General features: G+C 53.0%; 11 protein-coding genes. 8 read left to right on the top strand and 3 right to left on the bottom strand.

What is annotated here, in order from left to right:
• Positions 1-14: 14 nt before the first annotated feature.
• Positions 15-1202: an MFS transporter gene (locus PspR84_RS08080; RefSeq protein WP_174244495.1), complete on the top strand. Its 1188-nt coding sequence runs from the start codon at positions 15-17 to the stop codon at positions 1200-1202.
• On the opposite strand, the gene arfB is transcribed toward PspR84_RS08080, so the two are convergent.
• On the bottom strand, positions 1199-1612 hold the full coding sequence (arfB, locus tag PspR84_RS08075; protein WP_007920134.1) for an alternative ribosome rescue aminoacyl-tRNA hydrolase ArfB: 414 nt from the start codon (positions 1610-1612) through the stop codon (positions 1199-1201). The two genes, PspR84_RS08080 and arfB, sit on opposite strands and share 4 nt — an antisense overlap.
• A gap of 456 nt (positions 1613-2068) precedes the next feature.
• Between arfB and PspR84_RS08070 the strand changes: the two genes are divergently transcribed.
• From PspR84_RS08070 to queC, 7 genes are all read left to right on the top strand, one after another.
• Positions 2069-2332 (top strand): PAAR domain-containing protein, encoded by a 264-nt coding sequence (locus PspR84_RS08070; protein ID WP_160056732.1) that lies wholly within the window; start codon positions 2069-2071, stop codon positions 2330-2332.
• Positions 2333-2448: 116 nt separating this feature from the next.
• Positions 2449-7113, top strand: coding sequence for an RHS repeat-associated core domain-containing protein (locus PspR84_RS08065; RefSeq protein ID WP_238785234.1), 4665 nt, complete (start codon positions 2449-2451; stop codon positions 7111-7113).
• A complete protein-coding gene (locus tag PspR84_RS08060; protein ID WP_160056731.1) occupies positions 7110-7511 on the top strand; it encodes a hypothetical protein in 402 nt (133 codons plus the stop codon). The genes PspR84_RS08065 and PspR84_RS08060 overlap by 4 nt, the downstream gene beginning before the upstream one ends.
• A gap of 293 nt (positions 7512-7804) precedes the next feature.
• The gene (locus tag PspR84_RS08055; protein WP_160056729.1) at positions 7805-8323 is read left to right on the top strand and encodes a hypothetical protein; all 519 of its coding nucleotides are present in this window, start codon (positions 7805-7807) and stop codon (positions 8321-8323) included.
• Positions 8324-8483: 160 nt separating this feature from the next.
• Positions 8484-8951, top strand: coding sequence for a hypothetical protein (locus PspR84_RS08050; RefSeq protein ID WP_160056727.1), 468 nt, complete (start codon positions 8484-8486; stop codon positions 8949-8951).
• Positions 8952-9238: 287 nt separating this feature from the next.
• Positions 9239-9874 (top strand): hypothetical protein, encoded by a 636-nt coding sequence (locus tag PspR84_RS08045; RefSeq protein WP_160056725.1) that lies wholly within the window; start codon positions 9239-9241, stop codon positions 9872-9874.
• A gap of 636 nt (positions 9875-10510) precedes the next feature.
• A complete protein-coding gene (gene queC, locus PspR84_RS08040) occupies positions 10511-11209 on the top strand; it encodes a 7-cyano-7-deazaguanine synthase QueC (RefSeq protein WP_160056723.1) in 699 nt (232 codons plus the stop codon).
• Between the two features lie 67 nt (positions 11210-11276).
• On the opposite strand, the gene PspR84_RS08035 is transcribed toward queC, so the two are convergent.
• Positions 11277-12155 carry a queuosine precursor transporter gene (locus tag PspR84_RS08035; RefSeq protein WP_160056722.1) on the bottom strand — a complete coding sequence of 293 codons (879 nt, stop codon included), beginning with the start codon at positions 12153-12155 and terminating at the stop codon, positions 11277-11279.
• The gene (locus tag PspR84_RS08030; RefSeq protein WP_160060061.1) at positions 12139-12744 is read right to left on the bottom strand and encodes a helix-turn-helix transcriptional regulator; all 606 of its coding nucleotides are present in this window, start codon (positions 12742-12744) and stop codon (positions 12139-12141) included. The genes PspR84_RS08035 and PspR84_RS08030 overlap by 17 nt, the downstream gene beginning before the upstream one ends.
• Positions 12745-13075: the final 331 nt, after the last annotated feature.

Genomic DNA, 13075 nt, shown 5'->3' with positions numbered 1-13075 from the left:
CCATGTCATCCTCTATGCCAGAACCCCAGCGCCCCCTGGCGGTCACGCTGCAAGTCGTCTCCATCGTCCTCTTCACCTTTATCGGTTACCTGAACATCGGCATTCCGCTCGCGGTGTTGCCGGGCTATGTGCACAGTGATCTAGGCTTTGGCGCGGTGATCGCCGGTCTGGTGATCAGCGTGCAATACCTCGCGACCTTGCTCAGCCGTCCGTACGCCGGCAAGATCATCGACAACCAGGGCAGCAAACGCGCGGTGATGATTGGCCTCGCCGGGTGTGGCCTGAGCGGTGTGTTCATGCTGATTTCGGCGTGGACACCGAACCTGCCGATGCTCAGTCTGATCAGTCTGTTGATCGGTCGTCTGGTGCTGGGCAGCGCTGAAAGCCTCGTGGGTTCCGGCTCGATTGGCTGGGGCATAGGCCGGGTTGGCGCAGCAAACACCGCCAAGGTGATTTCCTGGAACGGCATCGCCAGTTACGGCGCACTGGCGGTCGGCGCCCCGTTCGGCGTTTGGCTGGTCGGCCAATTGGGTCTGTGGAGCATGGGCGTCAGCATCATCCTGCTCGCCGCGCTGGGCCTGTTGCTCGCCTGGCCAAAAACCCCGGCACCGATTGTCGCCGGCGAACGCCTGCCGTTCATGCATGTGCTCGGTAAGGTGTTTCCCCATGGCTGCGGTCTGGCGCTGGGCTCGATCGGCTTCGGCACCATCGCCACCTTCATCACCCTGTATTACGCGACCCAGCATTGGGACAACGCCGTGCTGTGCCTGAGTTTGTTCGGTGCCAGCTTCATTGGTGCGCGCCTGCTGTTCGGCAACCTGATCAACCGCCTCGGCGGCTTTCGCGTGGCGATTGCCTGTCTGTCGGTGGAAACCCTTGGTCTGCTGCTGTTGTGGCTGGCGCCGGACGCACATTGGGCGCTGGCCGGTGCGGCGTTGAGCGGGTTTGGTTTCTCGCTGGTGTTCCCGGCGCTGGGTGTGGAAGCGGTGAATCTGGTGCCGGCCTCCAGTCGCGGCGCAGCCGTCGGTGCTTACTCGCTGTTCATCGACTTGTCGCTGGGGATCACCGGGCCATTGGCCGGGGCGATTGCGGCGGGATTCGGTTTTGCCTCGATTTTCCTCTTCGCCGCCCTCGCCTCGCTAAGCGGATTGGCACTGAGCGTGTATCTGTACAAGCACACCGCCAAGTATCGCGAAGACTAGAAATCCACCTTGCCGCGCCCGGCCTTGATACTGCCGCGCTTGGTTTTCGATTCGAGTCGGCGCTTCTTTGAGCCGAGGGTCGGCTTGGTCGGACGGCGTTTCTTTTCGACTTTGGTCGCGCTGAGAATCAGCTCGACCAGACGCTCCAGCGCATCGGCGCGGTTGGCTTCCTGCGTGCGGTATTGCTGGGCTTTGATGATCAACACGCCGTCGCTGGTGATGCGACTGTCACGCAGCGCCAGCAGCCGCTCCTTGTAGAACTCGGGCAACGACGAGGCCGGTATGTCGAAGCGCAAGTGCATGGCGCTGGAGACCTTGTTGACGTTCTGCCCACCGGCGCCTTGCGCGCGGATGGCGGTCAGTTCGATCTCGGCATCCGGCAGATGCACGTTGTTGGAAATCACCAGCATGGAAAAACGTCCGTAATCAGAACGCGCAGGATACCGCGAAACAGACCCACAACCTGCTGAAGATCCACTGCAGACCTTCGCCTGTTCACGCTGAGGTCAGTGCAATCGCCATCGATTTGGCAGAAATCGATCAGCCGCCCAAGTGCGCAACTTCTTGCGCACCTGCCTTCGAAAAAGCGCCCGCCAATCGCCTGCAGCCAACGTCACACGGGCCCTGTAGCCGAGTGCGCAAGAAGTTGCACAGCACTGCGCAACTTCTTGCGCACTTTGACGCGGTTTCCCACAGCAAAAATCGATTTATCCCGCAGACACACGGCGCAAACCCTTGCCGCGTAATGGCCATATAGTGGCTGGCACGGATTTTGATATCAAATCGGCACTAACGCGTGCTGAACGCAGGCAGGAAAGACAGGGTTGCTCGCCGAGCCAGCCACCCTCGGTCAAAGGAATGACGCAATGAAAGACGCAATTCGCTTGGGCGACGCCACCACGCACGGTGGCAAAGTCCTCGAAGCCTTCTCCCAGACCGACCTCAACGGCAAACCGATTGCCGGAGTCGGGCACAAAGTCAGCTGCCCGCTGTGCAAAGGGGTTTTCCCGATTGCCGAGGGCAGCAGCACCTACACCGTCGATGGCACCCCCATCGCACTGGACGGCATGAAAACCGCCTGCGGCGCCGCCTTGATCGCCAGCGGCCCGAAAGGCGCTGTCGTCAGCTAATCCCGTTTTTTCACTTTGATGCGTACCTCTGAGAGGCGGCTTTTTCTCGCCCGCTCATTGAGGTCTTCAATTTTTGCCCGCAAAGCCCGGACCTTGTCGCCGGGTGAGATGCCGTGATGACCACTGAAACTGCTGTCGCAAAACGTGAGCCCCAAGCCGCCATCGTTCCACTCAATGCCATCGACGTTCAGGACGTCGCCAGCAGTGCGGCGGCTTTCGATGCCTGGCTGCAATCCGCCACCGATGGTGTGGTTACGCTTGATCGGATCAAGAACTACGCCGGTTTCTTGCCGGTGGTCGGCAACATCATGGCGCTGGTCGATGCGCTGAGTGACATCGTCACCCTGTCGGACGCCAAGCAACGCGACTTGCTCACGTGGGCCAGCCTCGGCATCAATCTGATCGGCGTCTTGCCGTTGCCACCGTCGATGGCCGCAGCGCGCATGACCCTGCGGCCGACGCTGTTTCTGGTGCGTCAGGAGATGAGAGCCAGCAGCAAGTTGTTGCTCAGCACCTCCGTGATCGAGGTGCTGGTCGGTCACCTGAACGCCTCGATCATCGGCACCCTCGATGACTTTGTTGAGCAAGCCAAAGGCAAGTTGCCGGGCATTTTGGCGGACGCTGGCAAGCTCGGCGAACAAATCATCAACGAGATTGCCACCGGTATCGAAACAACGGCCCTTGGCCGGCTGGATGCCAAGGGTGATCTGGAGGAAGCCAGCGCGAGAGCCAGCGTCGGCCGCGGCCAACTGCTCAACGACCCCCTCGCGACGGCCGACAACTTTTTAGCGGCCGCCAACAGCGCCTTGAAAGCGGCAGGCAAGGGCTTGGCCAACAGCGTCGCGCAGAATCTGGTGTCGACCAAGCTCCAGACACAGATCACCACCGAGACCGGCAAACTGCGCGCGATGGGCCCGGAGCTGCGCACGCAGTTGAGCAAGCTCGACGATAAAAACGTGCAGAATTCCATCGGCTGGCTGCTGCAGATCCTCTCCAGTGCCGTGATCCTGTGGCGCAAGCGCAATGCCCATGGCCAGAACGCCGCGGTCCATACGGAGAAGACCGGTAAGGCCACCCACACGGCAGCGGAAGGCGAACTGGGTGTTAACAACAAGCAAGCCCCAGCGAAAAGCGCGCCCAATCCGGAGAAAGGTCCCTGTAAATGCGCCACTGAATTCAGCATCAACTTTGCCTTGGGTTCGGAAAGCCTCAGCCATACCGATTTCAGCCTGCCCGGCCCCTTCCCGATCGAATGGACGCGCACCTACAACTCACGCCTCGACGCTTACGATCAGAGCGACCTCGGCGCTCGCTGGATCAGTGAATTCACCACACGCTTTGACTGCGTTGACGATGGCCTGATGTTCTATGGCGCCGATGGCCGCGACCACAGCTATCCGTTGCCTAAGGTCGGCCTGTTCCACTACGACGCCATCGAAGACATCACCCTGGTCCGCAACAGCGAAGATCAACTGCTGCTGTGCCGTGGTTTCGAGCGCAAGGAAACCTACGTCCGCCGTGGCCAGCGCTATGTGCTGAGCAACATTTCGATGCGCAACGGCGCCGGGATCATGCTGCATTACGAGCACCGTCACGGCGAACACTCGCTGCTCTCCGACCTGATCACCTATCAGGAAAACGACTTCACCAAAGTCCATTTGCACCTCGGCACGATGATCGACGAGCACGGCCGGTTTATCGGTCTCTGGCAGATCGTTGATGGCGAACCACTGCGCCAGCTCTGCGCCTATCAGTACGATGCCTATGGCGACCTGATTCAGGCACAAGACGAGAACGGTGCAGTCTGGTCGTATCAGTTCGAGCATCACCTGATCACCCGCTACACCGACCGCACCGGGCGCGGCATGAACCTGCAGTGGGACGGTTCAAGCGCCAAGGCCAAAGCCGTGCGCGAATGGGCCGACGACGGCAACTTCGACACGCGCCTGGAGTGGGACGAAAACATCCGTCTGACCTACGTCACCGACGCCCTCGGCAACGAGACCTGGCACTACTACGACATCCTTGGCTACACCTACCGCATCCGTTACGCCGACGAGCGTTCGGAATGGTTCTTCCGCGACGAGGCCAAGAACATCGTGCGCCGCGTCAATGCCGACGGCAGCACTGATCGCTACAGCTACGATGAGCGCAGCAACCTGCTCGAACACATCCGCGCCGATCACACGGTGATGCATTACGCCTACGATGATCAGGATCTGCTGATCAAGATCAGCGATGCCGAGGGCGGTCAGTGGCAGCGCGCCTATGACGATCAAGGCAACCTGGTCGAAGCGCTCGATCCGCTGGGCAACAAAACCGAATACGCCTACAACAAATCCGGCCAGCCCACCGCGATCAAGGACGCCAACGGCAACGAAAAAACCCTCGACTACAACGACGCCGGGCAACTGGTCGAGTACGTCGATTGCTCGGGCAAAACCAGCGCCTGGGACTACAACGAACTCGGGCAGATGATCTGCTTCACCGACGCCGCCGGAAACGCCACCGAGTACGAGTACAAGGCCGGCCAGCTAGTGCGGATCAAGCACCCGGACAAGACCGAAGAGCGCTTCGAGCGCGACGCCGAAGGTCGGTTGTTGGCGCACGTTGATGGACTTGATCGTTGCACCACGTGGAGCTACAGCGCCGCCGGTTTGATCGCTGAACGTGTCGACGCAGCCGAACAAACCCTGCGCTATCGCTGGGACCGTCTCGGACGGTTAACGGCTTTGGAAAACGAAAACGAACAACGAGCGCACTTCCACTACGACCCGGTCGGTCGTCTGCTCGAGGAACGCGGTTTCGACGGCCGCAGCACGCGCTATCAGTACGACCCACTCACCGGCCGCCTCGCGCAATCGATCAATGGCCAACGCGTCATCTCTTTGAGCTTCGACCCGATGGGCCGCTTGACCGAGCGTCGCGCCACTCTGGGCGACCAGTCGCAAAGCGAAACCTTTGCCTACGATGGCAACGGCAACCTGGTGCTGGCCGACAACGCCGACAGCCGTCTGCAATGGTTTCACGACCCGGCCGGCAATCTGCTGCGCGAACACCAGCATTATCTCGGCCTGGAAAAACCCACCGTCGCGATCTGGCAGCACGAGTACGACGTACTCAACCAACGAGTCGCCAGCGTGCGCCCCGACGGCCACCGCGTCAGTTGGCTGACTTACGGCAGCGGCCACCTGCTGGGCCTGCGCCTCGATGAACACGAACTGATCGGCTACGAGCGTGACGACCTGCACCGCGAAGTCGCCCGCCATCAAGGCAACCACCTGCTGCAAACCCAAAGCTGGGACCCGGCCGGCCGCTTGCAGGAACAGTTGCTGGGACGCAGCGACGACAAATCCACCCTGCTCAAACGCGAGTACAGCTACGACGCCGCCGGCCAACTGACCGACATCAACGACAGCCGCCGCGGGCCGCTCGCCTATCGCTACGATCCGGTCGGCCGACTGCTCAGCGCCACCACACGTCAAGGCGTGGAAACCTTCGCTTTCGACCCGGCCGGCAACCTGCTCGACGACAAGGCGACAGAGATTCGCCGCCCACTGGACCTGACCCCACCACGCAGCAAACTGGTCGACAACCTGCTGCGCGAATACGCCGGCACCCACTACGACTACGACGAACGCGGCAACCAGATCCAGCGCTGGCACAACGGCCAACGCAGCGATCTACAGTGGGATTTGTTTGATCGACTTGTGCATTTCGAAGACCCGCGCCTAAGCGTGGATTTCGCCTACGACGCACTGGGACGCCGCCTGCACAAAAAATCCCGCGCGCATTACAAACAACGTCCTGAAGCAGGTTCCCTCTGGAACAGAAACGAGCACGCGCGCAAACAACGCGAACTCGGCTGCGGCTTCACCTTGTACGGCTGGGATGGCGACAACCTCGCCTGGGAAAGCAGCCCAGCGCAAAGCGATGGTGAACCGGGTCGCACGGTGCACTACGTCTTCGAACCGGGCACTTTTGTCCCTGTGGCACAGGCTGTACGGCACGCGCCAATCGATCTGATTGGGCTGCCGGATTACAGCGGTGAATACAGCCTCGATGAAGACCCGGTGTGGAATCACAAGGCAACGGCTTTACCGTTTGATGCGTTGGCCTGGTATCAGTGTGATCACCTCGGCACACCGCAGGAATTGACGGACTCGCAAGGCAACCTTGCCTGGACCGCGCAATACAAGGCGTGGGGACAGGTGACGGAGCAGCGCTCGGAGTGGGCGCGGCAGCATGGCGTGATGAACCCGATACGGTTCCAGGGGCAGTATCACGATCATGAGACGGGGCTGCATTACAACCGGCATCGGTACTATGATCCGGGAGTTGGGCGGTTTATCAGTAAGGATCCAGTTAGCTACGTGGGCGGTTTGAATCTGTATGCCTACGCGCCCAATCCGCTTAGCTGGCTCGATCCACTTGGATTGACGAAGTCGCCAAATGGTGCGGGGCGAAAACCTAAGTCTGATAAACCAAATCAAAACTCCAAATGCCCGTGCAGGAAAAAATGGGAAGTTAATCGGTATGATCGAGTTTGTGAAGGGAACGTGGCTGGCGTTGGTTACGCGAAGTACCATCACGACACTAAAACCGATACATGGTGGTCAGAGGACAAAACGGGTCATGGTGAGAGTGCGTGGAAGGTCTACGACCAAAAAGGAGAATGGATTGCTGACGCTGACACCTACGGTGACTACATGAGCAAACATAAGAGTGAGACAGGGAAGAATATAAACTTTAAGTCTTTGAAGTGTAAGGATGCTAAATGATTACGTCTGCTGAAGAATTTGTCGCGCTGCGCGATAGTGAAATAAAAGTCGATTATGATCGAGCAGCAATGGAAGAGGCTCCTCTTTCAGTGTGGCGCGAAGTAATTGAAAGATTTCCTGAGCATAGAAGATGGGTGGCTCACAATAAAACAGTACCACTGGAAATTCTTGAAGAGCTATGTGCGTTCGATGCCAGTGTCCGACGTTTCGTTGCATCCAAGCGAAAATTATCACTTACATTGTTCGAGCGACTTTCCTTGGATCCCTGCTCCGTGGTGAGAGGTGCAATAGCTGCAAATAGAAAAACACCTATCGAAATTCTTGAAAAGCTGCTCAATGATGAAAGCGAGAACGTTGCAAGAGTGGCGGAGTGTAATTACAAAGAAAGAAAGCCTTGATTGTGTGGCCTTGAATTAGATCTTGCGGAGCATATAGGGGGGGGGATCATATGGTCAAAAAACCAACATACACCGTCTACCCCTAACAAGATCGGCACCCTAACATCTGTTCTTGATCCGCGAGCCGTTCATCTTGAACCAAGTAAAGTGCCTCAGGGTTGATAATCCGTCTAAACTAACACTATATTAGATTACAAAAAGTCCTGACCCACATATGGTTTCTACTGATTTTCATCAGCTTGTTGAGTTGTTCATAGAGGGGTCGGGTAATCTTCAGCCAAGTATTTTTGGGGTTGGACAGCCTTTCCGAGTCGGATTTCATTAGCGCCGATTTTGAAATGATCGGCGATTCAAATGGTTTTCATTCTTTCGAGAAAGCATACGACGTTCCTTATTTTCGTAGAAAAATAACGGTAGTGTTCAAGCAGTATTTTTTTGCGCGTGGGAGTTTGGGGGGAGGACTTGGTATTGCAGGTGGGGTAAGGCTGACATCGCTTTTGAGAAAACAGCCATTTGCTACATCAATGGGGCATGTCGATACGAATCACGTGGTGTTCTTTTTCTTCGAGGACAAAAGTGATGGGGCACTGATTTTCGACGAAAAAATCGTCATAAGGTTTGACCAGTGGTCCAAGCGCAATTCTTATATGGTTTCAACGGTAGAGTGTGATTTTGATAATGTGCAGTTCAATGAAATAGCAAAGAAAGCGGTTCGCGAAACGTTTGAACCGTCCACTCACGATTCGATGATCAGAGATGCAAAGCAACGAGGCTGCTCACGTGCGTTTAATCGTTTGATTGAAAAGCTTTAGCTCGACATGCACATGCGATAAACCAATGGAGACTCCAGGCCGGCCAGCGCTTGGGGTTGAGGAATGGAGACACCTCTCAGAATCGAGGTATCCCAGTACCACCAGAAGTCGACAAACGATTCAGCGCAATGAAAAAAGACTGCTATTGCAGGAGAGTGAAATGACTGACCCACATGTTAAGGTTGATGTATTTTTATCGGAAGATAAACGGTACATATTCACACGCTGCTGCTTTATTTTTGAGTCGATAACCATTGGCGACTTCGAACAAATCATCTTAGGGAAAAATCTGATTGGAGTTCTCGAAGATCTAATTTTTCGACTTGAAGAATATAGCTCAATTGATTGCGAGCCAGACAAACTGGAGGAAACACTTTCGTCACTTATCAACAATGATATTAGACACTCCTGCTTGCCTCTCGGAATTGAAGCATTCGATGGCGACACGGGTGCATTTTTTAGTGTAGCAGGTGATAGCTATATAGTTTTGAAGCCTTGGGAAAGAAACAATATTTTTACTGAAAAGATGAGCATCAGCCATTATCTGGACATCATAACATTGAGCAAAAAGATATTAGCAAGCAAAATACACGATCTTCAAAACGAAATTAACGAACCGTTCGAATAATATAAAACTGTCGAGCCCCACAATTAAATCATGAAAAACCTAAAAAAACTCACTATTTATGGATCTTCTACTGGAAAACGCAAAAGCATCAAACTGGATGAAATTTCAATTCTCGCAGATCCTGCAACTATAAAACGCTTAGGGTTATTTTTGATCAATGCTGCGTACGAAATGGAGACCAACGAGTTAGAGCACATGCATCTACAAGACATGCTCGGAAACTTTTCGCACAAAAGACATGTTGACGTCATTGCGATCAATCAGAAATTTGTCAAGTCCTTGAAAAAATGAAAGCCGAGTATCCAGCCTCTGTTATTTGTTATCGGGCAAAATTCGATGATTTCAAAAAATCATCTAGCGGTCGCATTAGGAATCTCCCTGCGGAAATTAATGACGATTTCGCAGTGCTAGCCTCTGTTGGTCAAAAAGGCTCCATCGGGTTCGATAAATCTAAGGAAGGCGCTGCTGCGCTTAAATCTCTAATCAGCAATTGTTACTACATCGATATCGACGGAAAACTTCAGCCCCCCTCAAGCAAAGAACTTCATTACATGCCATTTTTTATATTTAGAGATAAAGATGGGGAGTTCGAGCGCGCAGTGAACGCGTATAGACGATACGAAGTGGACATCAAAAAATATGAAATACTATCAAGGCATCGAAGCGTGGAAAAACCTACGCCTCCCGCCTTAACTGTTTTCTTGCAGAGCAATGATTTCTCCATAAGCCAAGAGACATATAAGCTTTTCAAAAACTCCTGCCAATATGTCGCGATCGCAAAAACTTCAGGCGAGTATGGGCATGGCGCATTTGACGTTTTTTCCAGCGACTTAAATTGCTTTTTTGACGAATTTTACAGTGTTGCAGGGGAGTCCGCGGAGTGGATCATGATTGATAATCCATCTCAACTCACAATACACTAGCTTACAAAAAGCCTTGGCCTACATATGATTTCAACTGATTTTCATAAGCTGATTGAGTTGATTATAGATGGCGTGGTTAATCTCCACGCAGTCTGGCCTGGCTTATTGAATTTCTTGAATATAGTCCACCCTTGAAAAAATTAAGATAAAGTTAAAGGCAATCAGTTTAACTCGATATGCTCTGGGGTTAGGATCTTGAAATTTGACGACGTCTGGTGCGTGGAAATTGATGGAAATTACGACATGGATGCCGACCCTACTTCACTTGCCCAGATACGCGAGGATGGAGAGCTTTACATAATTGGTCGACAGATAAAAATCCTCGAGATTGCAGACTGATTTTTATAGACTTGATTTCCAATCATATCATTTGACCAGCGAGCAGCCCGTCTGCTCGTGATTACTTTTCATTATGAAACTCTTTGCGGACGAATCACGTCCTTGAGAATTAATAAAGTATAGCTTTCGTCTAACAACCACCTACTGCCCGAGAGAGGGCAGCAAAAAAAAGGCTCTAAAGTGGATCAGGCCGCTCGCGGACTCACGCGCGCCTCTGGACTCTGCACCGAACTCCATCCCTATTTCGAGTATCATCTCCACCTTTGCCCTCAAGACCTCAATGCAGGAAGCATAACCATGACCAACAAAGCAGTTATCGTATTCAGCGGCGGGCAGGACTCCACCACGTGCTTGATCCACGCCCTGACCCACTACGATGAAGTCCACTGCATCACGTTCGACTATGGTCAGCGTCATCACGCGGAAATTGAAGTGGCGCAGCATCTGTCGAAAAAGCTCGGTGTGACCGTGCATAAAACGCTGGATGTGTCCTTGCTCAATGAGCTAGCCATCAGCAGCCTGACGCGCGATAACATTCCGGTTCCGACCGTGAATAGCTCTGGCGAGAGCCTGCCAAGCACCTTCGTTCCAGGGCGGAACATTTTGTTTCTGACGCTGGCTTCTATCTATGCCTATCAAGTCCAGGCCAAAACGGTCATTACCGGTGTCTGTGAAACCGACTTCTCGGGCTATCCCGATTGCCGGGATGAATTCGTCAAGGCCTTGAATAAAGCCCTTGAATTAGGCATGGATTACAAACTGAAACTGGATACGCCGTTGATGTGGCTGAACAAGGCAGAAACCTGGGCCTTGGCTGATTACCACCATCAACTGGATCTGGTTCGCGAAGAAACACTGACTTGCTACAACGGCATCAAAGGTACTGGATGTTCCGATTGTGATGCCTGTAATCTTCGTGCCAAAGGCTTGAATGAGTTCCTGAACAATAAAGTACAGGTAACTCAAAGCTTGAAAGGGAAACTTGGCTTAAAGTAATACCGCAACAAGGAGCGCTCACTCGAGCATGTTGGCAACAACGTGCCGAGTGAGCGCCCTCCTCTGCTTACTGCGTTTGCGCACCCGTCAGGTACTTCTTGAACAATGATCTTGCGCCGTAGGCCGGCAAGATATTAAAGAAGGCAAAACCTACCTTGATTGCGATCTGAACGTAGATCATGCCCAGTATCGCGCTATTTTCCATCGTCCCGTAAAACGCGATATAGCAGAACAGAAAACTGTCGATGATCACGGCAAACAACGTGCTTAAAAATACTCGCAAAAACAGAAACCTGGAATTTGTGAGTTCTTTAATCTTGCAAAACAGATACGAGTTTATGTTCTCGGAAACCAGAAACGATATAGAAGACGCTACCAGAACTGCTGACAACTGACTAATAACATCATTGTAAGCGCCATCGAGCTTCCAGCCCGGCAATCCCGGAAGATGGGTCGTGATGGCCAGCAGAATGATAATCGCGGCGTTGCTGATGAACGCGAACAGAATCGCTTTTCGCGCCAGCCTCAGGCCAAACGTTTCATTGAGCAAGTCAACGATCAGAAACGTCAGCGGATAGAGGAAGGTGCCCGGCGTTACGACAATATCGAAATACTCGAGGTAGATCGGTTTTGTCGCTGCAATACTGGTAAAAATGTAAAGCGTGAACAGCATCAGGTTCAGGATGATGTAGATCATCCAGGAACTCTCATGGCGGTCATTTATTTCGTAAGCGGTGAGTGCTCCGCCCTGGGAGTAAAACTTCTTGTAGAGGTTTTTCACTTCGATCTTATTCAGATTATCCATAATCTCACTATTCAACACTTCACTTAGCTTTATTTTAATTATTTTGCCTGTCGCGATGACCATGATGACGGCCAGGCTTTTACCATTTTCGAACCCCAGCAACTTGTACTTGCTGTTTTCAACGTCAACACTGCAATCCATTAAATCGTTCCTCGATTACATCTCCGATCACGCATACACGATCCGTATCAAAGCTGCCTTCATGGCTTATAGATAACTTCGTTGTGATTTTGTCATACACCAGCTTTTCCCTGTCGCTGGTCGATGCTCCTTTCTGCACGATCAATAGATCGCCGGGTTCATTCATGCCACTGATTTCATTTTCCAGAAGTACGCCAATCAGGTTAAAGGACGCGCCAAAATAGTAAGTCAGGGGATAAATAGTGGCCAACTCGCCAATTCTTTTATCCAGACTTTGCAGCAGCATACTTTCCTTGATGACAGGCACCGCCGCCGGATTCATGTTCCCCTGTGGCGAAATACTGCTTTCGATGATTTCCTTCTCTTCAAAATCAATCGTCTCTATTTCTTCGTAAGACACCCCGAAGAAATCAGAAATCTTGCGCACAGTGGACTGCTGGACATTGACCACCTTGCCTTCAAGGATGTTGTAGATGGTCGTTCGGGTCAAACCACTGGAGTTGCACAAGGACAGTTGCGTCTCCCCGCGACTCTTTATCAGGTATTTGATGTTGTTCTTCAGATTCTCCGATCTTTCTCTTCTGTGCATCACATGCTTATCATCCATTTTTAACTGCAATCAATGTCACGCCCCGAATGATCATTCCGGACATACACAAGTGAGGTAGGAAATTGCAGTTATATCCCTGTCAGTGCCGCGCAGGATCATAGCATTCTCCCTCCCTGGGCTCGGTATAAAAAGTCAGCTTTCACAGGCTGCTTCCGCCAACATGCGGGGCTTTCAGCCTCGCTAATGACTCGTCAGTTCCTGTCCACTTCCACCCTTGGCCTGAAAATCGGCTCCGGGCAATGCCTGTTTTACACCCGACGCGACTACAAAAAGAATCATTTTCTTTGAAGAATGTTCATTTTTTTGATTA

It is taken from the genome of Pseudomonas sp. R84 (genome assembly GCF_009834515.1).
Lineage (GTDB): Bacteria > Pseudomonadota > Gammaproteobacteria > Pseudomonadales > Pseudomonadaceae > Aquipseudomonas.
This window is presented reverse-complemented; position numbering and strand designations above follow the sequence as displayed.

Excerpts from the sequence above, each read along its gene's own strand:
- PspR84_RS08080 (WP_174244495.1), top strand. The coding sequence starts at position 15 with ATGCCAGAACCCCAGCGCCCCCTGGCGGTCACGCTGCAAGTCGTCTCC.
- arfB (WP_007920134.1), bottom strand. The coding sequence starts at position 1,612 with ATGCTGGTGATTTCCAACAACGTGCATCTGCCGGATGCCGAGATCGAA.
- PspR84_RS08070 (WP_160056732.1), top strand. The coding sequence starts at position 2,069 with ATGAAAGACGCAATTCGCTTGGGCGACGCCACCACGCACGGTGGCAAA.
- PspR84_RS08065 (WP_238785234.1), top strand. The coding sequence starts at position 2,449 with ATGACCACTGAAACTGCTGTCGCAAAACGTGAGCCCCAAGCCGCCATC.
- PspR84_RS08060 (WP_160056731.1), top strand. The coding sequence starts at position 7,110 with ATGATTACGTCTGCTGAAGAATTTGTCGCGCTGCGCGATAGTGAAATA.
- PspR84_RS08050 (WP_160056727.1), top strand. The coding sequence starts at position 8,484 with ATGACTGACCCACATGTTAAGGTTGATGTATTTTTATCGGAAGATAAA.
- PspR84_RS08045 (WP_160056725.1), top strand. The coding sequence starts at position 9,239 with ATGAAAGCCGAGTATCCAGCCTCTGTTATTTGTTATCGGGCAAAATTC.
- queC (WP_160056723.1), top strand. The coding sequence starts at position 10,511 with ATGACCAACAAAGCAGTTATCGTATTCAGCGGCGGGCAGGACTCCACC.
- PspR84_RS08035 (WP_160056722.1), bottom strand. The coding sequence starts at position 12,155 with ATGGATTGCAGTGTTGACGTTGAAAACAGCAAGTACAAGTTGCTGGGG.
- PspR84_RS08030 (WP_160060061.1), bottom strand. The coding sequence starts at position 12,744 with ATGCACAGAAGAGAAAGATCGGAGAATCTGAAGAACAACATCAAATAC.